Consider the following 23023-nt stretch of genomic DNA (forward strand, 5'->3'; position numbering starts at 1 on the left):
TCTTCTCAACCCAGACACCGTACTTCATCATTTACTACTGGGATTGTGACCGGGCCTTCCGGCATCACAGTCACACTTGCTCCAGTTCCCTTAAGCGCAAAAGCTTTCTTCACAGCCTCCTCTATGCTGACTGCATGGATTAGAAAAAGCCTTTCTGAAAGTGCTTGATCAATACCGTCACTAACCAGAATTACTTTATACTTCTTTAATGCTCTGGCAAGAATCTGTACCTGCCATTTGTCTGCCGTTGAGGGCGGAGATGACATTTTGAAGTACAGCTCTTCAACACTGCGGCAGGAAAGGATCAACTCCTCAAACTTTTTATGCCCTACTTTTTCCATACACTCTGCAACAACTATTATTACCCCTCCTTCCTTTACAATCTTTGAAGCTGTATCTATCCCTTTTACAACCTGGTACAAATTTCGGTCTAATGGATAGCCGTTATTAGTAGTGATGACAATATCCGTTCGTTTCGCCGGAACTGACATCATTCTCTTAACATATTCACACCCGTATGCATGGGCTTTAACCGGATCTCCTGCAAAAGCCCCCACAATCTTTTTATTGCAATCCAGCGCCACATTTAAAATAAATGCAAGATTTGCCACTTTTGCCGCTTCCTGGCATTCCTGATGTATGGGGTTGCGGTCTAAGGTAGCTCCTGCTGCATATGGGCTTGCTATATTTTCAGGCCTGTGATTATGTAATATTGTCTCTTCTCCTGCAACCCCCGGCAGTATACTTTTTCGTCCTCCGCTGTAACCGGCAAAAAAATGAGGTTCTATAAAGCCCTCTGAGATAATTAAGTCATGCTCCGTAAGAAGCCTATTCAGCCAAAGTATGTTGCCCGACGACAATCTGCCCAAATTAACTAATTGTGTACGATCCGAAGCATTATGATTCATAATTCTGTATTTGCTGCAGATCTCCTCCCCGAATTGTTCCCGCATTTCTTCTTCTCTCATCTCCCTGTGGAGGCCATTGGCAATGAGAATAGTAATATCATAATACCTTTCATCGCAATAAAAACTCTTAATAATGGCAGGAATCGTAACTTTACTTGGCATTGGACGAGTATTATCATTTGTTATAATCAGAATTTTTTTTGCACCCTTTGTTAGTTCTTTTAAACTTAAAGAGCCCATTGGATGCTCCAAAGCTTCTCTTACAATAGCCTCCTCATCCTGTTCATTTACAACACAATTTGGTTCTATGAGCTGGACATTGCCCAATTTGTCCATATCCAGCTCAATAAAGCTTTTCCCATAAGGTAATTTTTGCACACGTCCCATAATTTTACCCCACTCTAACTTTCTACTTTAATATAATCCGGTGCACCTTCCTCGTTAAACTGCTTAATTAAGGCCAGTTTTCTCTGCTCTACATGGTTCTCCATAACAATCCTGGCTTTCTCCTCGTTATGTTCTCTAATGGCTTCCACAATCTCTATGTGCTGTAACAAAGAACTTTCCACTGTAGAGAAAGAAAGATTACTCTGTGTAATATAATTTTTCAGGATATCCTTAATTGTCTTGTAGGTAGCAGACATAATGTGATTTCTGGACATTTCTCCAATCATCTCATGAAATAAAATATCTAATTGGTTAAAACGGTTGGTATCTTTATGATTCACCACCTCCCTCATTTTCCGCAACAGATCATCTAAATTCTCTAGTTCTTCTTCCGTCCGATTTCTGGCAGCAAGTCTGGCATTCCCGGATTCCACAAACAGCCTTGCATCATAGATTTGGCTAATCCCCAGATTATCCAAAACTATAGCAGAAAAAAGTGGTTTCATCATTGTGCCGAAGTCAATTCTGTTGACAAAGGTCCCCTCTCCCTGCTTTATTGTTACAACCCCAAGCATGTTAAGCTTTTTGAAGCTTTCCCGGATCGTCACACGGCTTACGCCGAAGTAGTCCACAAAATAATGTTCCGGCGGCAGCTTCTCATTCTCCGAGTATTCACCTCTGCTGATCATTGATAATATTTCCTCTACTACAATGTCACATTTCGTTTTTGCCTGAAGCATACCTGACTTTTTCCCTGCCATATCATCACCATCCAAGTTTCTTTATAGGCCGATAATATCATAATACCTTTAATATGTCAATATATTTTGAAACGTTCTTCATAAACTGAAACTTATCAGACTTTAGTCAACACTTACTGTATTATTCTATCCTTTATTTTTTACACACGCTATTCCCATAAAAGGGGACAGGCCGGATCGATTTTGGGACGTGTTCTTTCTAGAAAGAACACGTCCCAAAATGCACCAAACTTATTATTTATTCTTATTCACAATTCTTGTCTCGTAGTCTCCCGTAGCAATATCAATAAACCGTACAAACAGGGAAACTTTATTGTCCTCATTCAGACTGGTCCATAACGTATCGGTAAAAGCGTCGATGTCATCCGGAATATCAACCAATGTAGGCTCTCCCTCAAAACTTGGAAGAGGATTTCCGTCACATTTATATGTATGGATAAAGTGTCCTTCCCCTGCTGCTGCATTTTCATAAGCAAAGGTATAACGGTTGCAGGACTCAGGGTTTCCGTTGTTGCTTTTTAAGATAGACATCGCATAGCTGTATGTTCCGTTCTCTACATGCATAACACCGGAGATTCTTGGGGTATAATTGGGTGCGTCCGGCTCAAATTCTCTGGAACGGAGGGACTGCTCAAAGGTCATCTGCCGATCCATTCCCTCGTAGATTGTGTCTGTCTGATCTCCGTTTGTGACAATGGTCTTATTGCCCAGCACCCTTACCGGTGCATAGATAATAAGGCTGGGATCCTGCATCTTAGAGGGATCAAATGCCTGTGTGCGGATTCCTTCTCCGTCTTCTACGAAGATACGGTTTCTGCTGTTCTCGCTTCTGCCCATAATAAAGTAAGCTGCCACTGCCTTCGTTCCGTCTGCCGATCGACCCAGAACGATACCGCGTCCCGGATATGCATTTTCCTGTAATTCCTTTGCGATTGACACCATTTCCATAAATTTCTCTCCTTTTTTGCTATTGTTGGTAATGTTTTCATGTTCTTTCTATAAATACCATTCCCGTGAAGGAATAATATGCAGCAACACAATCCGCCTAAGCTAAAGCCCCAGACGCTTTCTGAATTTATTCCACACCTGTACCTGAAAATATTCGTATGCCCTGTCAAATATAAACAAAACCACCTGACCGCCTGCGATAAAAGCCAGCATTATTCCCCCATGCACTTCCCCCGCAAATAGGAGTTTGGGGAAGAAGTACAGCATAGGAAGGTACATAATATTAAAAACGATATATTTCATTATCCAGAAAACCGCTTTTCTATTCTGAAACCGTGTAGTTTTCCCCAGGGCCGCCCAGGATGCTTCTACCATCAGGACATAGAATCCCATGGCTGCAAAGGTAATACAGTACAGCTTGTTAGGCGCAACCAGTACTCCTAATATAATCGCGGCAATATAAAATGCCACTCCCATCCGCAGATCAAATTCACGGATGATAATTCCCACAAAAAAAGATGCGGCAGCTAATAGAAACAGTGTATTGGTCTCAATGATGCCGCTGAGCACAATGAATACTACCGCAAGGGCCAGTGACAGGCCTGCAACTGCCATCCTCTTTCCTTTTAGATACATGGACAGAGATCCCCTCCCATACATTCACAGCAACTGTCAGCACACCACAAATCACAGCAGAAATTCCCGGTAGAATATGCCGGCCGGCCGCCGCCGTAGCTGTTCGTCTGATACCTCTGAGAGCTCCACTGGAGCTGGTTCAGCAGGTTCGTATATTCCGGATTGTTGGGTTCCATATTTACAGCCTGGCGGGCATGATTCAAAGCCTCCACATTATTCCCGATTCCTGCATTGGCCGCAGCGCTGCAGTAGTACCATCTGGCACTTCTTCTGCTCATCCGTGACAAAACGTTCAGAGCCTCCCGGTAGTGGCGGGAGTTTATATAATTCACAGCCGCATTCAGCTGTACCATATCCTCACTGCTGTCCTGGCTGTAGCTTCTTCCGGCATCCTGATAACCGCTCTGCCCGCCCTGGGAATATCCCGCACCGGTATATCCTCCCTCTCTGTCTTTCATAATCTGATCGTAGGCTTCCTGCACTTCTTTAAATTTCTCCTCCGCCAGATCTGCCAGAGGATTATCCACATAAGAATCCGGATGATATTTTCTGCTCAAATCCCTGTAAGCCTTCTTTACTTCATCATTGGAGGCATTTGGTGAGATTCCCAAAATGCTGTATGGATCATTTACCATTTTTTTGTTCCTTTCCTTCTTTCCTGTCTTTTTGAATTTTATCATATTTGGTCCAGACACCTGCATACAGAATATTCCTCAGGATATCCGCGTCTAACAGGCAGGGCAGCTTTTCAAATTCACTGCTGCATTCCGCCATCATCATCGTCAGCATCTGCCGGCACTCTTCTTCATAGACTTCATTTTCTTCTTTTTCATAAAGGAAATTCAGAGGATTGTAATTTCCTTTCTCCCTGTCCTTTTCTAAATCATCATAGGCATCCATAATGTAGATAAATTTCCCCAGATAAAAGGCTAGCCTTCTAAGGCCTTCCTCCCACTGATCCCTTCGATAGATAAAGAGCTCTTCCATAAGTCTGCCGAAGCATCCCGCCGCTTTATCGATACTTTTCTCATTTGTCTCCTCACAGCGGGACAGTTCTTCCAGGCAGCCATAAATTTTTCTGCATTTTTTCGGATATTTCCTGATGACCGCGGACGCTTTCCTTTTTAAAGCATGAATCCCGGACAGGCCGGTTAGTTTTCTTTCATCCCTCCAGTCATCCAGGAAATGATAATAGGCTAAAAGCAGATTCATCTCTGCGGCATATTCCGTAATTTCATTCTGCAGCATCCCGGTCTTTTTCACCGGATGCACTTTACAGTGTTTCATAGACATCCTGGACTCACTTTCATACAAAGATGTCAATAAAAGGGTAACAAAAGTAAAATCATACGTCAGAGTCATCTGTCCTGTAAACCCGTATTTTTCTTTCAGGGTCTGGCACAGGCCGCAGTAGTATGCTTTATACTTATAGTAGTCCTTTACTTTCAGCTCAGGTTTATAAATCGTAACATATCCAAACATCTATTAGTTCTCCACTTATTTTTAGCCTTTATACCGGATTATACTACATAATTATTTAAAATACAATTTAGGACGTCATTTTTTCATAAAAACAACGTCCTAACCTATTTTTCTTCTGCTATTTTATAAGTTCTACCTCTACCGGTATGGATGGTTCTACGGTTTCTCCTGCCAGAATCTGAAGCGCAGCTGCAACAGCGGTTTCTCCCATCTTGTCAGGCTTCTGAGCTACTGTTGCGGCCATCTTGCCTGCTTTTACAGCCTCCTGGGCATCATCCGTGGCATCGAATCCTACTACTTTAATATCTTTTCCTGAGGCGGCAATCGCCTCCACAGCCCCCAGCGCCATCTCATCGTTGTGGGCAAATACCCCCTGAATACTGCTGTCTGACTGCAGGATATTTTCCATTACCGTCATGCCCTCCGCACGGTTAAAGTTTGCCGTCTGACTTGCAGCCACATCAAAATCCGTATCTGCCACCTGGTGGAAACCTTCTCCTCTGTCAATGGTGGCAGATGCCCCCGGCACGCCTTCCAGCTCCGCAACCTTGGCGCCTTTTCCGATCAGCTCTTCCAGATATTCCGTTGCCATTTTGGCACCCGCCACATTATCTGACGCAATCTGGCAGTCAACCTCCACGCCGTTTACCACCCGGTCTACGGCAATAACTTTAATCCCTTTGGATACCGCATTTTTTACAGCCGGGGCAACCGCGTCGGAATCCACCGGGTTTACAATCAATACCCCTACATTTCTGGAGATTAAATCTTCTATGTCACTGGTCTGCTTTGCCGCGTCATCCCCTGCATCTACTACGATCAGGTTTGCGCCCTCTTCTTCCGCCTTAGCTTTAGCCCCGTCTGCCAGTGATACAAAAAATGGATTATTCAGGGTCGAGACTGAAAAACCAATGGCATTTCCTCCTTTTGCAGAGCCTTCCGATGTATCTTCCCCGTCGATCGTAATCGCGTTGCATCCCGCGAGACCGGCAGCCAAAACGATGGCTGCCGCAAGTGCCGCACATTTTTTAAGGAACGTAAATCTTTTCATGAATTCTTCCCCCTATCTCTTTCTATCAGATAATACAGCTACAAGAATAACCAGGCCTTTGATGACATCCTGATAGTAAGAGGATACCCCAACAATGTTCAGACCATTGTTCAGGACCGCTATAATCAGCACACCAATAAAGGTTCCGTAAATCTTACCTCTGCCTCCGCTCATGCTGGTTCCGCCCAGGGCTACCGCAGCGATAGCATCCAGTTCATACCCGTCCCCCAGTGTGGGCTGGGCAGATCCTAGCCTGGAGAGAAGAATCAATCCGGAGAGCGCCGCCATAAGGCCTGAGATACCATACACGATAATCTTTGTCTTATGTATATTGACCCCTGCCAGCTTCGCAGACTTCCAGTTGCTGCCGGTTGCGTAAACCCGCCTTCCAAACGTTGTTTTATTCAGCAGAAAGAAGAAGATCAGGAAAATAAGAATCAGAAGAATGACCGGGATAGGTATATGATAAAAATTCCCCTTTCCTACTAATTTAAGGACAAAGCTGTCACCCAGATTGGATATGGGTTTTCCGTTGGTAAAGATCATGGTCAGCCCCCGGTATACGGTCATAGTGATCAGCGTAGCGATAAAAGGCTGGAGACGTCCCTTAGTAACCAGAACACCGCTGACAACACCCAGGGCAGCCCCCAGAACAAGTGCCAGAATCATAGCCAGCCCTGCCGGCACTCCGGCTGTAATCATACCAGCACAAAGAGCGGTACTGAGCGCCAGCACGGAACCTACAGACAGGTCAATGGCATCTGTGAGAATTACACATGTCATACCAAATGCTATCAGTCCGTTGATGGAAGACTGGCGCAGCAGCGATAAAAAGTTGGACCAGGTTCTGAACTCAGGGCTTGCGATACTGATTCCCAGGATTAATACCACCAGAGCAATCAGGGCTCCGAAGTCCTGGGCATAATTTAAAACTTTTTTCTTATTTTCATTCATTATAAGGTACCTCCCGTAGCTAATGTCATTACTTTTTCCTGATTTGCCTCTTCTTGAGCAATGATTCCCCGAATCAGCCCTTCCCGCACAACCATAATCCGATCGCTCATTCCGAGTATTTCCGGCAGTTCTGATGACACCATGATAATTGCTACGCCCTTAGCTGCCAGCTCATTGATAATACTGTATATTTCCTTTTTTGCGCCTATATCCACACCTCTGGTTGGCTCATCCAGTATTAGAATTCTGGGATTCGTATAAATCCATTTGGCAAAGACTACCTTCTGCTGGTTTCCCCCGCTTAAGTTATTGCATTCATGAAAAGGCCCAAAGCATTTGATGTGAAGCTCTTCTATCGCTTTGCTCACAAGCTCATCCTCTGCCGCTTTGCTGATAACTCCGGCCCTTCCTGAGATCCGCCCCAGATTTGCCAGGGAAATATTATTTTTAATGCTCTCCTCCAGCATAAGTCCCTCAGTCTTTCGGTCCTCTGTGATAAAACCAATGCCGTGCTCCATGGCATGAAGCGGATTCTTTATCGTGGCCTTTCGGCCGTCAATATAAATATCTCCCCGCTCCAAGGACAGATTTCCGAAGATTGCCTGCATAATCTCTGTCCGGCCTGCCCCCATCAGTCCGGATACTCCCAGCACCTCACCTGCGTGCACAGAAAAGTTCACATCCTCAAACACTCCCTTTTTTGTCAGTCCTTCTACCCGGAGCATCTCTCTTCCTATGGTAACCTCTCTTTTCGGATAACGCTCCCCGATTTCACGCCCAATCATCATTTTAACAATTTCATTCATATTGGTCTCTGGAATCTTCTTTGTCCCTATATAGGTTCCATCCCGGAGCACGGTGATTCTGTCGCACAATTCAAAGATCTCTTCCATCCGATGAGAGATATAGACAATAGAAACCCCTTTTTTCCTCAGAGACTGAATCACTTCAAATAGCACCGCCGTCTCACTCTGGGTGAGGGCAGCCGTGGGTTCATCCATAATAATCACCCGGGCATCCACCATGAGGGCTTTGCAGATTTCAATCATCTGCTGCTGACCCACAGAAAGCTCAGACATTACCCGGTCCACCGGGATCTGAACCCCAAGCTTTTCCAGGGTTGCTTCCGCCTTCTTTCTCATGGCCTTCTGATTGCACATCCCCAGCCGGTTTCTGATCTCTTTGCCGAGAAACAAGTTCTCTTCCACCGTAAGGTCAAACAGTACATTTAATTCCTGATGGATAAACACAATTCCGGCTCTCTCAGCCTCCTGAGGATTTTTATAAAGCACTTCTTTTCCATCTACGGTTACCGTTCCCCCATCTCTGGTATACACTCCTGTGAGAATTTTCATTAACGTAGACTTGCCGGCACCGTTTTCTCCCATTAATGCATGCACCTCGCCGGGAGCCAGCACAAATCCGGCATTCTTCAGCACCTGATTCTGTCCAAAGGATTTGTCAATCCCCTTCATCTCTATCTGCATGGCAGCTTCCTCCCTTCCATCTTGCTGTCTTACACAGCATTGCTAATTATGAAAATATACACCCAGACTGCAAAATAATATTCGCATACGGCGTTGTCTCACCGGTACGAATAACTGCCTTACATTTTTTCGTCTGTTTTTTTAGTTCTTCATGGGAAACAAACTCCACACTGAAACCGGTTTCTGCATCCTGAAAGAGTTCTTTAATCTCACTCAGGATGACTGGATTCTTTTCTTTAATTTCTTCAGCCAATACAATCTTTTCTACTTTCATGTCTCCTGAAACCGCTTTCAAAACTTCCATAAAGCCAGGTCTTCCCAAAGTAAGCGCCAGGTCAATTCTCTCCGTCTCGTCGGGAACAGGCAGACCGCAGTCTCCCACCGCAATGGTATCTGTATGACCCATGCAGCTGAGTACCCTGGATATATCGCTGTTTAGTATTCCATGTTTTTTCATTCTTTTTCCTCCGCTTTGTCTGCCGGTATCTATTTCTCCCACAAGAAATCTATACCGGCCTTAGATTTTATTTATATGCTTTCATTTCTTTGATTACTTCTTCCAGAGTAGGCATACCTCCCTGTGCCCCGAACTTTTCTGTGGACAGGCTGGCTGCTGTATTGGCAAGCTTTAGTGCACTTTCTATATCCCTGCCTTTTGCAACCTCTACAGTAAAAGCTCCGTTGAGCGTGTCACCAGCCCCTGTGGTATCTACTACATCTGCCTTTCTGGCCGGAACCAAAAGAATCTCACCAGTTTTTCTGCAGGCAGCAACACCTTTGGAACCTTGGGTAATCACAAGCTTTTCCGGATACTTTTTCAGGAGTTCTTCTGTGGAACAATCATTTCCAAATAAAATAGCCGCCTCGTGTTCATTAGGGGTAAGGTAGGTAACCTTTTCCAGAATCTCCTGCTTTACAGGTCTTGCAGGTGCGGGATTCAGCACCACTTTAATCCCACGCTCCGTACAGATATCAACCACATATTCTACAGTCTCCTGAGGAATCTCATGCTGCAGTAGCACGATATCACACTGGAAAAGTTCCTCTTTTATACTGTCCACATATTCTTTATCCACGCAGTTATTAGCGCCTGCCACCACGATAATAGTGTTGTCATTCTCACCCACTGTAATCAGGGCGATGCCCGTGGGGACACCCTTTACAATTCGAATGTGGCCAGTACTGACCCCAGCCTCCTGCAGATTCTTTACAAGCTTCTGCCCTGCCTCGTCATCACCAACGCATCCGAACATCTCTACCTCTGCTCCCAGCTTTGCCATTGCCACAGCCTGATTGGCGCCTTTACCTCCGGGAATATAATGAAGCTCATCTCCCTTTAAGGTCTCCCCTTTCAGAGGAATTCTTTCCGCTGTTACTGTCATGTCCATGTTAATGCTTCCCACAACTGCTGTTTTCATTCTGTCTGCTCCTTTTCTTTATTTATTCGCCGGCTTCTCCACGGTAGTCTCTCTCGGAATCAATCTGACCGGGAACACATTCTGCCGCCGGATCTCTCTTCCCTCAATATAGTCAGTAAGCACTTTGACTGCCTCCTGCCCCATCTGGGCAATGGGCTGTTCTATAGTAGTAATCTCAGGAGTAAACAGTCTGCTCAAATTAATATTGTCAAATCCAATCAGCTGAATATCCTGGGGGATCCGGTATCCTTTCTTTGTCAGCACTTTGTATACAGAAATGGCTACCATATCATTCGCCGCTATAATTCCATCGGTATCCGGATATCTCTCTATGAGTTCCTCTGCCTTTTTTAGCCCGTCCTCATAATCATACTCACACTCTAAGGTAACTGCCGTCACTTCCCTTTCTCTGCAAACGTCTGTGTATCCCTGAAACCTCTGTCTGGCACTGGAAAACCGGTTCGGACCGCTCATCTGTACAATGTTTCTGCATCCGCAGTCCAGAAGATGTTCCATAGCCATCCGGCCACCCATATAATGGTCCGACTGGATATATGCAATCTCACTTCCGGTTCCCACCTGGCGGTCCAGCATAATGACCGGTATTTGACACTTTCTTACTTCCTCTTTTATCTCCTTCTGATTCGTCATAAGAATGATCCCGTCTGCATTCATCCTGCTCAGGAGATTCATATTTCGTTTTTCCTTTTCCAAATCATTATTGGAATTACACAAAGTCAGGCGATACCCCTTTTTGTCACACTCCTCTTCGATTGCCCCCGCCAGCTCATTGAAAAATGGATTCTCGATATTCGGTACAATCACTCCTATAATCCTAGAGGACTTTTTATATAAGGAGCGGGCTACCTCATTGGGTTTGAAACCGGTTTCCTTAATCGCCTGCTCAACCCTCTGCCGCTTCACACTGTCCACATTTGCTGTATTGTTCATTACTCTGGATACTGTTGCCGGAGACACCCCTGCCAGCTTTGCCACATCCCGAATACTTGTCATCATGTACTCCTTTTATGTCACTTTGTTATTTGAAACCCGTTTCAAGATGATTTCATTATAAATCCTGACGATATATCTGTCAATATTGATTTCTCAATTTATACTTTTTTTGCTGTTTTGCATAAATTTTATAAGAATTCTTCCTGCCTGACAACTGATTTTTTATATACTTTTCATAGTATCAGATTCATATACCTGCAGACAAAAGCAAGATGGGCATCGACTATTATCTCATCGATACCCATCTCACTTTGATTCTTCAATCATTCTTGTACCTCTTTCTCTATAAAACCTTTTCTCATCTTTCACCAGGATTCTGTGGTTGACATCACCTTTCTCCCATTAAAAGTATAAGTAAAGTTTTACAGTTCTTTGGGTTTGTTACTTTAAGGTTTTGGCGGTCCGTACCTCCTTATCTTAAATTGAATAACAAAAGGAATAAAGCATTTAATCTGTTATTTATTTCTTTTGTTATTTTATATTGTTATATTACCTCTTTTGCGTGTTTTTGTCAATACTTATTTATATTTTTTATTATTTTATCTGTTTATTATTCAGATATATTTTTTTGCTCGGTGTCGGCTCACATGCAGGATAACATTGTTTTAGATATCTTGAACTATTCAGGCAGAAAAACTATAATTATTAAATATTGAAAGTATGTAAGGGAATCTAACACCTCTTTTTCCCCTTAATTCCCCTTGTTCTACCTCTGGTGGATTTTATTCTGCCGGAGAAAAGGTTATCATTGACTTGAAAGGAGAAGAATATGGACCAAAACAAAATTGGAAAGTTTATTGCTGTACGCAGAAAAGAACAGGATATGACACAAATGCAGTTTGCCGAAAAGCTCGGCGTGACAAATAAAGCAGTTTCTAAATGGGAAACGGGTAAATGCCTGCCAGACGCGGCCTTATTTGAGGATATCTGCATTTTACTCCAAATATCATTAAGCGAGTTGTTTGCCGGAGAAAAAACTGCACCTGCATACAATGAAAAGAAAACGGAAGAGTCCCTTACAAGCTTCGCTTCTGAAGTTCAAAAAAAAGATTACAGGATTACCTTCCTAAAATATTTTACACTCGGTATTACACTTATAACTTTGTCTGTAAATATAAGTGTGGGAGGTATACATTTTGAAGGTAATCCTGTACTTTCTAATTTATTGTTAACAATTGTAATGCTTGCATCCTGGGGCACATTATCCTATTTCACTCAAAAAGAATTACTTATGCAGAAACTTGCTTACGTGGCCAATGCCATTTTGTTCATGTCGTCGATAGCTGCATTCGCCTTGCTTTTCTGGGATGCTGATTCCCAAATAGTTTTGTGGATAGGATTTTAGCAGCCTGTTCATTTATGCCGTATTGTCAGGGAAAATCGTACTGCCTTTATTTAAGTAAATAATTACGCATGACGGCAAAATAAAAGCCGTCGTGTGCCCTGCCGCACATAACAACAGAGTGATTCATCGTTTACAATGGCTTATTTTTCATCTTGATCCTCATAAATCTTCTGTACATCTTTTGAAATCATCTTTGCAATCTCGTCCATATCCAGAGGATTCTCATACCCCTCCCGAGTTCTTTTCTGACTACTCTCAGGGAAATTGGACTCTTCCAAATTCTCTGCTTCCGGTTCCTGATTTAACTTATTTCTGTTTGATGACTGCGGCCTCTCAGAATTGGTTCCGCTTTTTTTCTTTGTGCTCCCTGTCCCCCTGCTCTGCCGGCTGGAGGAAGTCTGAACATTCTCCGTGGTATCCGTCATTACTCGTTTCTTCTTTTTTTTCTTCCTGCGGGAAGGCAGGTAATCCCTTAAGCTCTTCTTTCTTCTCCGGCTGCGCCCCCGGCTTTTGCCGTCTCTGTGAAACAGAGACTGGGAATCTTTTTCAAATTCCTCTTTTCCTCTCTTCGTCCCAAGCTGGTATTGAAACAGGATCCCCAAAGCTGCAAGGATCAGCCCCACCAGTACAGCAAGAAAACCAGCACCCCGGCCAGTCATTGTAAATAAGAGCCTGGAGGCTCCAAAGCCTCCGCAGATTCCTGTTGTCAGAATCACAATGATTCTCTCGTACTGGAGTGCAAGAACGCCTATCACTACCCCTGCCACGATGCAAATTCCTCTGGCCATAGAGGTATCGGCTGCAAAAAGCTGTCCAAGCATCCAATAGGTAAGCCCCCCGCACAAGACAAAGAGTCCCAGACGATAGATTTGGAATGCAAATACCGCCAGAAGAATCGCTCCGCCTGCAGCAGCGGCAGCGGACAGTTTCACATCCTTTAAAAAGTAATATCCTGCAGCGCCTCCTGCGGCAGCACCCGCCAGCGCACCTACCAGGGTAATCCATACCTTTCTTAATTTATACCCGAAAAAACAGTTCAAAAGTGCGAATACAATTCCTACTGTCATCAGTATACTGCTGTACTTATCGGTCAATCCCCCCAGATCTCCCAGATATTTTCCTATGTAGTTCATGATTTCCTCCCTTCGTACAGTGCCTGTGCACTTTCAGCCGATACTGCTCCCCTGTTTCTGCACCGGCATTATTTATACTCCTGCAAATGGTTCCCATCTGCTTCTGTCTTCTGCGCAAAAACAGAAGCAAAGGTTCCATTTATTCAACAGTTTACCCCATAAGGAGAAAAATTTCAATCTTAATAGTATTCCTGGATATCGTTATTCCATTTTGGAAAAAGGTTTTTTAAGGGTTCCGCCTCCAGTTCTCTGCCGCATACGATTGCGCCCCGGGTCAGTAACTCTTCAAAAGAGGAAGCTCCCAGCAGCAGCTGTGTAAAGCTTTCAATTCCCATCCTGTAATCCCACTGAGCTTCCTCCCCAAGCCTCTGAGACTCCTTTTTTCCATCCGTCTCCCAAAGCCTGAACACGTCATTATTCCACTCCAGAAGCTCATCCTCAATGCGGATGGTCACAGGTTCTTTCATGGTAAGCACTGCAAACTCTCTCCATGCCTGTATGACATCCACAACTCTGGCCATCAGAAAGGGTTGTAAAGTGCATACACTTCTGCCGGGATTGAGATAACAAAATGTTGTGTCCCCGTTTTCTGCCGCCCATTCTGCCTTAACAATATGCGAGCGGTGTCCGTAGATGAAGTCCAAACACTCCCGTTTAGCCTCTTCGCCTGTGTATATCATCTCATGGATACGCATCACCGTACCCTCTATGGAGTATACCATATATGCCTGAGGAATCTCCTTCACAGAAAGAATATAGCAGACTGCATTCTCCACTTCCCAGCCCTCCATTAGAAGCTCCCACTGTTCCCCCCCTCTTAGAATGCCGCCGTTTCTCCTGGTCTGATAGGAGAGATAAATGTTCTGCATCACCTGAACTGCCTCATTCATCCGTACCCGGCGAAAAGTCCCGCGTTCCTGTTCTGCTCCTCGGAGTTGAGGCTTTCTGGCATAGTTTAAATCCCAAGGGTCTAACACATAGTTTTGTTTGAAATAGCAGAAAGTCCACTGCAGTGGAAGATAGAAATCCGGCGAGAATGGCATCAGAAGACCGATAGACCGCTTCTCTCTGCGCATTTCTCCCAGACTGTACTTCAGAAGTTTTCTTCCCACTCCGCTTCTGCGGTATTCCGGGGCAGTATCCAGCCCCACCACATAGGAGGCCCTCATTTTTTTCCCTCTTACTAGGAGTTCGTAGGGAATCATCTGCACACTGGCGGTCAGCTCACCATTAAAAAAGGCCCCATAGGTTCTCTCTGTCCTGTAATATCTGCTGAAATACCATTCAGTAAATTCTCTGGTATCCGTAAAACAGTATTCCCACAGGCGCTTCACCTTCTCCTTATCTTCTTCCGCTGCTCTATGACAGTAAAGTGTATCCTTCTCCTGGTACTCCGCCCTCCATTTCCTGGCGAACGCAGCAGGATAAAAAGAAAGCTTCGCCTTTCTCAGCCCTTCATCTCCCATATCCTCTTCCCGGTTAACATATGGGATATCCGGCCATTCATGAAGGAGATACTCTTGGTGAATCACCCCGTACAAACCAGGTATCTCTACGTTTGCTTTCTCTATATGAATCAGGACTGTGTCCTTATTCAGCTGCTCTCCTATGGTAAATGCCTCAATTTTTCCGTTTACCCTCATAGCGCCGCCTGTACATTTTAACTGCTCCCAACAGGAAAATGCCTCATAAATAGCCTTTTTTTCACAATACAGCTCTCTGTCAAAATCACTCTTGCACTGCCGGTAATAGCACCAGCGCTCCAAAAATTCCTTCACTTCCGGAATGTTCCCGACAGTAATTTTCTCATACCCATAATCCGAATATCGCTTTTTAAACTGATTGATGTGATTGCGCTTTCCATGATATTTCTTTCCTTTTAAAAGTCTGAGATCATTCCCCCGGTAGATGTAATCAAATATTTCTCTCTCCTCCTCCAGCCAGAACCATCCGGGGACCTCTTTCTTCAGTGCTTCAGCCGCCGTATCCGGAATGGCCCGGATTACAAATGGCATCCCTTTCTCCTGAAAATATGCTTTCAGAAGTTCCATTACTTTTTTCAAATCACCATCGTGATAATTGCCGAACGGGGGCAGAATCCAGCTTTTTCCTCTGACCGTAGTCAGAATCACCAGATATCCCTCCACAATCGCCCACTGGACGTGGTAACATTTTCTCCATATAAATAAATTTGTAAAACTGCATTCTGAATTATTTGCCTGAAGTCTCTCAAAATAGCTGCTTATCATATCCTGATCCTCCAGGGTGAGATCCCGAAATGTAACCATAATTTCCTCCAATCCCAAGTATGTTCTACTTAACAGCTTAACCAGATTAAATTTTCCTTATACCATAAGAAAAAGAACTTCCTGCAAGCATCACAGAAGTTCTTTTTCTTTTTCCATATTCTATATCTGTTTTCCCGCAAACTGGGAATTGTAAAGCTGTTCGTAAAACCCATGTGCTGCCAAAAGAGACGCATGTGTTCCCTGTTCAACAATATTTCCGTCCTTGATCACAAGAATCATATCTGCATTTTTAATGGTAGACAGCCGGTGGGCAATTACAAAGCTGGTTCTTCCCACCATAAGCCTCTGCATGGCATCCTGCAGTATCCGCTCGATTCTGGTGTCAACCGATGAAGTAGCCTCATCCAGAATCAGAATATCCGGATCCTTTAAGATAGCCCTGGCAATGGTAAGCAGCTGCTTTTCCCCCTGAGAGATGTTACTTCCTTCCTCGTCGATTACCATATCATATCCTCCCGGAAGAGTACGTATAAAGTGATGGATATTAGCCGCCTTTGCCGCATCGATCACCTCATCTTTTCTGGCATCCAGCCGCCCATAACGAATATTGTCAAATATGCTTCCGGAAAACAGCCAGGTATCCTGCAGAACCATTCCGAATATATTCCTCAGATCCCTCCGCTTCATATCTCTGATATCAACCCCGTCAATTCGTATGCTGCCTTTATTCACATCATAAAAACGCATCAAAAGATTAATCAATGTGGTTTTTCCCGCTCCCGTGGGCCCTACAATTGCAACCATCTGCCCTTTTTTGACCTCAATGGTAAAGTCCTGGATCACCGGGCGTTCCCTGTATCCAAAGGAGACATGGTCAAAGGTAACATTTCCCTCCGCCTTTTTCAAAATCACAGGCGGATCGGCCTCCTTCACCTCTTCCTCTTCCCTGAGGATCCCGAATACCCTGTCCATGGCCGCAAAGGCTGCCTGAATCTGTGCAGACAGCTGGGAAACTTGAGACAGAGGATCGTTGATCTGCCATACATACCGGATAAAGGCCTGGAGATTCCCTATGGTAATCACGCCCCTTAACGCAAACAGTGCTCCGGTTACAGCTATCGCGCCTATGGTCAGATAAGTAACCAATGAGATTAGAGGAGAAAGCATGGAGGAAAGGAACTGGGCGGAAAAAGCATGTTTCCGCAGTCTGTCGTTGATCTCCTCGAATTCCTTTACAGAGTCTGCCTGACGGTTAAACAACAGAATTTCCCGAAATCCGGTATACATCTCAGTAATAGCACCGTTCAGCTCTCCCATGGAATTCTGCTGGGCATTAAACTGCTTCTGACTCTTTTTTATAATAAATCTGGTAATCAGAAGACTAAGAGGAATAATAACCAGAGCCATGCACGCCATCACAGGCTGTATCGTAAACATCATAACAATCGCCAAAATCAAAGTGAGGATCCCGTTGATGATCTGCATGAAGCTCTGCTGCAGTGCATTGGATATGGTGTCAATATCATTGGTAATTCGGCTCAGTACGTCCCCAAAGCTGTTGGAATCAAAATATCGAACCGGAAGTCTTCTCACTTTATCCTGCACCGCATTTCTCATATCGTGCATAGCATTTTGTATGGAATTCGTCAGCATAATGGCGCTGGCTGCCTGAGCAAGCGTTTTTACCAGATAAATCACAGCCAGCACGGTCAGGATATGCAGTACGGTTTTAAAATGGACGCCGGCTCCCGGCAGTTTCTTCATAAGATCCGAGGCATCCTTTGCCAGCTGGGTTGTAATCATACCCTCTATTCTCGGGGCTGTAGTCATGGCTGCAATGGAGATGATTCCCATGAGCACAGCTCCCCAGAACCCCCACTTATATGGGGCGATAAAAGGACTCAGCTGGGCGATATTCTCTTTTAATTTCTGTAGCCTTTTATGCATTCGCCAATTCCTCCTCACTCAGCTGGGAAACTGCGATTTCATGATAGATGGAGCAGGATTTCAGCAATTCTCTGTGGGTTCCCATCCCCACAATCTTTCCTTCGTTGAGCACGACAATCTGATCTGCGTCCATAATGCTGGCAACCCTCTGAGCAACTACCATAACAATCGCATTCATTGTCTCCTTCTTCAGTTCTCTTCTCAGGGTCGCATCCGTCTTAAAATCCAAAGCAGAGAAGGAATCGTCAAATATATAAATCTTCGGACGCTTTACCAGTGCCCTGGCAATGGAAAGCCTCTGTTTCTGTCCGCCGGAGATATTTGTGGCGCTCTCCGTGATGTTCTCGTCAAAGCCTCCCTTTTCCATAATAAAGTCATAGGCCTGGGCAGTTCTTGCCGCCTGTTCCACTTCCTGATCCGTGGCATCTTCTTTGCCGAATCGGATATTGTCGGCTATGGTTCCCCTGAACAACATGGTTTTCTGAGGAATAAAGCCAATTGCATCCCTCAGCGAAGCCAGATTAAATTCACGGATATCCCTGCCGTTGATCCGGATGCTTCCCCCGCTGACGTCATACGCTCTTGGAATCAGATTAATTAGCGTGCTCTTACCGGAACCTGTGCTGCCGATAAAGGCGATGGTCTCCCCCTTTTTGGCAGAAAAGGATATATCCTTCAGAACTGCTTCTTCCCCGTCCGGATAGACAAAGGTAACGTGATCCCAGACCACCTCTTCCACTTCACCCTCCAGAGGGATACCGTCTTCCTGATTCTTAATGGCTACCTCCTGGTTCATAACCTTTTCAATCCGTTTTGCGCTGACTCTTGCCCTGGGGTACATCATGAATACCAGGCAAAACAGCATAACGGAAAACATAGCATGGAACAGATAATCCATAAAAGCCACCAGCTGACCAATCTCCAGCTGACCCGTGTGTATCATATTAGCAGCCACCCAGAAGATTCCCATCCCAGCTATATTCATCAGGAAAAAGAAAATAGGCTGGGTCAGCGACATGAGCTTAAAGAGCTTCTTCGAATACTTCATATACTGGTTATTCGCCTCATTAAACCTTTTTTGCTCATAAGGATCATTGTTAAAAGCCCGAATCACCCGGATTCCGCTCAGATTTTCCTTGGATATTCTGTTAATTGCCTCCATGGACAGCTGCTGATTCTCACTGAGCGGCTCAGAAATTTTTGCCACCACCAGCACCCCAATGATTATCACCGGAACCGTAGAAATAATGATCAGGGACAGGGGCAGAGAAGTCCGAAGTACCAGAGTAAAGCTAACGAATATCATCACAGGTGTCATAAGCGCTGTTCTGAAAAGAATATTCATAAACATCTGGATCTGAAACGCGTCATTGTTCGTCCTTGTAATCAGTGATGCCGCCCCGAATTTTTGGTACTCACTGTTGGAAAATCCCTGAATTTTACGAAACATATCATTCCTGATATCGCAGGTGATCCCCGTGGAGATAAATGCGCAGCAATATCCCATCAGGATCGTTCCTCCTACTCCCACAATAGATATGATAACAATCACTCCCCCCATCTTTAAGATATAGGATGGATCATTTGTGGTCACTCCTTTGTCGATCATCTGGGCCACGATAGTGGGAATCCCCAGTTCCACTAAGGCGAAGCCAAAGACCGAGAGAAGATTCAGCAGAAAGATTTTTTTATAGTTTTTCAGATAGTTTGCTATGAGTCTCATGTTTCTTCCTCCCTTCTTTTCTCACAGAAACTCTCAAAAGCGGTCAAAAAAATAGGCACATGGGAAACTGAAAGTTTCTGTCCTGCACCCTATTCCATCAGATGAAGCCACTTATGAGTAGTAGTTCTATTATAACGAGTATTCCCATTTATTACAATCCCTGAAATATAAAAATCCGGTAAAGAAAAGGCGCAAGCCCTCATTCTCTACCGGAAATCTGTTTATCTTATATTTTTGTGGAATTCCTGAAGTGACTGAACCGAGAATTTCCCGGCTTTTGCCGCTCTGATTCCCTCCACCGTCGCCTTGGCTTCAGCCATGGTTGTCACATACGGAATCTTATACTTGATAGCCGCCTTTCGGATGTAACTGTCATCCACAGCTCCCTTCTTGCCCACTGGAGTGTTCACTACCATAGAAATCTTCTGGTTTGTCATCTCATCCAGTATATTAGGTCTTCCCTCATTTATTTTAGCAATTTTCTTAACCGGAATTCCCGCGTCTGCGATCAATTCCTGCGTTCTGCCTGTGGCCATAAGTCTGAATCCCAGTTCATGCAGTCCACGGGCCACCTCTGCCACCTCAGGCTTATCCCTGTCGCTGACACTGATAAGCACAGTTCCCTCCAGAGGCAGCTCTGTCTTAGTAGCTTCCTGCGCTTTGAAAAACGCTTCCCCGAAATTCTCAGCCATTCCCAAGACCTCCCCGGTGGAACGCATCTCCGGCCCTAAAAGAGGGTCTACTTCCTGGAACATATTAAATGGGAATACGGCCTCTTTCACCCCATAATGGGAGAAGGTTTTTTCTTTCAGTTCCGGAACCGGAGACTTTCTGCCGGTAAGGTGTGAAGTCATAATATCCGTGGCCAGTTTCACCATCTTTATGTTGCAGACCTTTGATACCAGGGGTACGGTTCTGGATGCTCTTGGATTGGCCTCCAGCACATAGACCACACCGTCCTCAATAGCATACTGCATATTCATAAGTCCGACAACATTCATCTCTACAGCAATTTTTCTGGTATATTCCTTGATCGTTGCCACCTGTTCCGGGGTCAGATTTTTGGAAGGAAGGATGCAGGCAGAGTCCCCGGAATGAATCCCGGCAAGCTCAATATGCTCCATAACAGCGGGAACAAAGACATCTGTACCGTCGCTTATGGCATCCGCCTCACACTCTGTGGCATGGTGGAGGAAACGGTCAATCAGAATAGGACGGTCCGGTGTTACTCCTACCGCTGCCTTCATGTAATAAGTCAATGCCTCTGCGTCGTGAACCACTTCCATCCCGCGTCCGCCCAAGACAAAGGATGGACGTACCATAACCGGATATCCGATCTTCTCAGCAATGGCAAGCGCCTCTTCCACGTCAACCGCCATCCCCGCTTCAGGCATGGGGATATTCAGCTTATCCATCATGGCCCGGAACAGGTCTCTGTCCTCTGCCATATTAATAGTCTCAGGAGTAGTACCCAGAATATTTACCCCGGCCTTTTTTAGATCTTCCGCAAGATTCAGAGGGGTCTGCCCGCCAAACTGCGCAATGACTCCCACCGGTTTTTCTTTCTCATGAATACTGAGCACATCTTCCAGGGTCAGCGGCTCGAAATATAATTTGTCTGAGGTATCGTAATCCGTAGAAACAGTCTCCGGATTACAGTTAACAATGATTGTCTCGAATCCCAGCTCCTTTAATGCTATAGCCGCATGCACACAGCAGTAGTCAAATTCAATACCCTGTCCGATTCGGTTGGGACCCCCGCCCAGAATCATAATCTTGGGCCTGTCTGTATTCACAGGACTCTCATCTTTGATATGGTAGCTGGAATAGTAATACGCAGCGTCCTTGGTCCCGCTGACATGCACTCCTTCCCACGCTTCCACAATGCCAGCCTCAGTGCGGGCTGTACGAATCTGCTCCTCCGGAATTTCCAGAATCTGGCCCAGATACTTGTCAGAAAATCCGTCAAGCTTTGCCTGACGAAGCACATCATTAGCAGGAATCCTTCCTTTCTCTGCCTTTAACGCCTCTTCCTCCTCTACCAATTCCTTCATCTGATCAATAAAATACCGCTTTACCTGGGTAAGCTCAAAGATTTCCTCTACAGTCGCACCTTTTCGTAATGCCTCATACATAATGAAGTGGCGCTCACTGCTTGGTGTCGCCAGCATTTTCAGAAGCTCCTTTTTACTTTTTGCAGCAAAATCCCTGGCTCCTCCCAATCCGGCTCTTCCGATTTCCAGACTACGGATGGCTTTCTGAAAGGCCTCTTTATAGGTTTTTCCAATACTCATGACTTCCCCCACTGCACGCATCTGTGTGCCGAGCTTATCCTCAGCGCCTTTAAACTTTTCAAAGGCCCAGCGGGCGAACTTAATCACAATATAGTCACCGCCGGGAACATATCTGTCCAAAGTACCATATTTGCCGCATGGTATTTCATCCAGAGTCAGTCCGCTGGCGAGCATAGCTGAGACAAGTGCAATTGGAAACCCGGTGGCCTTGGAGGCTAATGCCGAGGAGCGGGAGGTTCTCGGATTGATTTCTATCACAATAATACGATCTGAGACCGGATCATGGGCAAATTGTACATTTGTACCGCCGATTACCTCAATTGCCTCCACAATCTTGTATGCCTGCTCCTGAAGGCGGTCCTGAACCTCCTGAGATATGGTAAGCATAGGAGCTGAGCAGAAGGAATCTCCTGTGTGAACCCCCAGAGGATCAATGTTTTCAATGAAACATACGGTTATCATATTGTTCTTAGCATCTCTTACCACTTCCAGCTCAAGCTCTTCCCAGCCCAGTATAGATTCTTCTACCAGCACCTGTCCTACCATGCTGGCCTGAAGGCCCCTGGCACATACAGTTTTAAGCTCTTCCACATTATATACAAGGCCTCCCCCTGCACCTCCCATGGTATAGGCGGGGCGCAGAACAACCGGATACCCCAATTTCTCTGCAATGGACAGAGCTTCCTCCACAGAATAAGCCACCTCGCTTCTGGCCATCTCGATGCCCAGGCCAGCCATGGTTTTCTTGAATTCGATTCTGTCTTCTCCTCGTTCAATAGCGTCTACCTGTACGCCAATTACCTTTACATTATATTTCTCCAATACACCTGCAGCTGCCAGCTCGGAACAAAGGTTCAGCCCAGATTGTCCTCCCAGATTGGGAAGAAGTGCGTCGGGGCGCTCCTTCTCGATAATTTGAGTCAGCCTTTTTACATTCAGAGGTTCGATATAAGTTACGTCAGCAGTCTCCGGGTCTGTCATAATGGTCGCGGGATTGGAATTGACCAGTACAATTTCATAACCCAGATTTTTTAATGCCTTACAGGCCTGAGTTCCTGAGTAGTCAAACTCACAGGCCTGTCCGATGATAATTGGTCCGGAACCGATTATCAGTACTTTGTGAATATCTTCTCTTTTCATAAAGTAGTGTATCTCCTTTTCTCTCTAGATAATAGTAGTTTACCATGAGATGTTTATTAACGCAATCAAAGGGAATGAAAGTTGCTGTAGATTATATCTGTCACAGAAAGTATTTTTTCGTACTATATGTATAGATATGCAGATAG

General features: G+C 45.0%; 18 protein-coding genes. 1 reads left to right on the forward strand and 17 read right to left on the reverse strand.

The annotated features are described in order from the left end of the window. Window positions 1-5: 5 nt before the first annotated feature. The 12 genes from larA to BUA56_RS10375 all read right to left on the reverse strand — a co-directional run bounded on the left by larA (window position 6) and on the right by BUA56_RS10375 (window position 11046). A complete protein-coding gene (gene larA / locus BUA56_RS10320; protein WP_072851326.1) occupies window positions 6-1295 on the reverse strand; it encodes a nickel-dependent lactate racemase in 1290 nt (429 codons plus the stop codon). A gap of 14 nt (window positions 1296-1309) precedes the next feature. Further along, window positions 1310-2056: a FadR/GntR family transcriptional regulator gene (locus tag BUA56_RS10325; protein WP_072851328.1), complete on the reverse strand. Its 747-nt coding sequence runs from the start codon at window positions 2054-2056 to the stop codon at window positions 1310-1312. Window positions 2057-2290: 234 nt separating this feature from the next. Beyond that, window positions 2291-3004, reverse strand: a complete 714-nt coding sequence (locus BUA56_RS10330; protein ID WP_072851330.1) for an IMP cyclohydrolase — start codon at window positions 3002-3004, stop codon at window positions 2291-2293. 102 nt (window positions 3005-3106) lie between these two features. Beyond that, a complete protein-coding gene (locus BUA56_RS10335) occupies window positions 3107-3640 on the reverse strand; it encodes a hypothetical protein (RefSeq protein ID WP_072851341.1) in 534 nt (177 codons plus the stop codon). Next, a complete protein-coding gene (locus BUA56_RS10340) occupies window positions 3631-4275 on the reverse strand; it encodes a DnaJ domain-containing protein (protein ID WP_072851489.1) in 645 nt (214 codons plus the stop codon). The genes BUA56_RS10335 and BUA56_RS10340 overlap by 10 nt, the downstream gene beginning before the upstream one ends. After that, entirely contained in the window at window positions 4265-5122 is an 858-nt protein-coding gene (locus tag BUA56_RS10345) for a DUF5685 family protein (RefSeq protein ID WP_072851343.1), read from the reverse strand. The genes BUA56_RS10340 and BUA56_RS10345 overlap by 11 nt, the downstream gene beginning before the upstream one ends. Window positions 5123-5240: 118 nt before the next feature. Continuing rightward, the gene (locus tag BUA56_RS10350) at window positions 5241-6173 is read right to left on the reverse strand and encodes a D-ribose ABC transporter substrate-binding protein (RefSeq protein ID WP_072851345.1); all 933 of its coding nucleotides are present in this window, start codon (window positions 6171-6173) and stop codon (window positions 5241-5243) included. 12 nt (window positions 6174-6185) lie between these two features. Beyond that, entirely contained in the window at window positions 6186-7127 is a 942-nt protein-coding gene (locus BUA56_RS10355; protein WP_072851347.1) for an ABC transporter permease, read from the reverse strand. Next, window positions 7127-8614: a sugar ABC transporter ATP-binding protein gene (locus BUA56_RS10360; RefSeq protein ID WP_072851349.1), complete on the reverse strand. Its 1488-nt coding sequence runs from the start codon at window positions 8612-8614 to the stop codon at window positions 7127-7129. Before BUA56_RS10360 ends, BUA56_RS10355 begins: the two co-directional genes overlap by 1 nt. Before the next feature lie 46 nt (window positions 8615-8660). Then, window positions 8661-9071, reverse strand: a complete 411-nt coding sequence (gene rbsD, locus BUA56_RS10365) for a D-ribose pyranase (protein ID WP_072851352.1) — start codon at window positions 9069-9071, stop codon at window positions 8661-8663. Between the two features lie 67 nt (window positions 9072-9138). Beyond that, the gene (rbsK, locus tag BUA56_RS10370) at window positions 9139-10032 is read right to left on the reverse strand and encodes a ribokinase (RefSeq protein ID WP_072851354.1); all 894 of its coding nucleotides are present in this window, start codon (window positions 10030-10032) and stop codon (window positions 9139-9141) included. Between the two features lie 18 nt (window positions 10033-10050). Further along, entirely contained in the window at window positions 10051-11046 is a 996-nt protein-coding gene (locus BUA56_RS10375; protein ID WP_072851356.1) for a LacI family DNA-binding transcriptional regulator, read from the reverse strand. Between the two features lie 769 nt (window positions 11047-11815). Here BUA56_RS10375 and BUA56_RS10380 point away from each other — a divergent pair. Beyond that, window positions 11816-12391, forward strand: coding sequence for a helix-turn-helix domain-containing protein (locus BUA56_RS10380; protein WP_072851358.1), 576 nt, complete (start codon window positions 11816-11818; stop codon window positions 12389-12391). Window positions 12392-12531: 140 nt separating this feature from the next. Here the strand turns inward: BUA56_RS10380 and BUA56_RS10385 are convergent, their stop codons facing one another. From BUA56_RS10385 to carB, 5 genes are all read right to left on the reverse strand, one after another. Then, window positions 12532-13524: an ABC-2 transporter permease gene (locus tag BUA56_RS10385; protein WP_072851360.1), complete on the reverse strand. Its 993-nt coding sequence runs from the start codon at window positions 13522-13524 to the stop codon at window positions 12532-12534. A 179-nt stretch (window positions 13525-13703) separates the two neighbouring features. After that, window positions 13704-15812: a GNAT family N-acetyltransferase gene (locus tag BUA56_RS10390; protein ID WP_072851362.1), complete on the reverse strand. Its 2109-nt coding sequence runs from the start codon at window positions 15810-15812 to the stop codon at window positions 13704-13706. Window positions 15813-15932: 120 nt separating this feature from the next. After that, window positions 15933-17720 carry an ABC transporter ATP-binding protein gene (locus BUA56_RS10395; RefSeq protein ID WP_072851364.1) on the reverse strand — a complete coding sequence of 596 codons (1788 nt, stop codon included), beginning with the start codon at window positions 17718-17720 and terminating at the stop codon, window positions 15933-15935. Beyond that, complete coding sequence (locus BUA56_RS10400) at window positions 17713-19443, reverse strand: ABC transporter ATP-binding protein (RefSeq protein WP_072851366.1); 1731 nt, start codon at window positions 19441-19443, stop codon at window positions 17713-17715. Before BUA56_RS10400 ends, BUA56_RS10395 begins: the two co-directional genes overlap by 8 nt. A gap of 221 nt (window positions 19444-19664) precedes the next feature. Further along, window positions 19665-22877, reverse strand: coding sequence for a carbamoyl-phosphate synthase large subunit (gene carB, locus BUA56_RS10405; RefSeq protein ID WP_072851368.1), 3213 nt, complete (start codon window positions 22875-22877; stop codon window positions 19665-19667). Window positions 22878-23023: the final 146 nt, after the last annotated feature.

The organism is Lactonifactor longoviformis DSM 17459, from assembly GCF_900129135.1.
GTDB lineage: Bacteria > Bacillota > Clostridia > Lachnospirales > Lachnospiraceae > Lactonifactor > Lactonifactor longoviformis.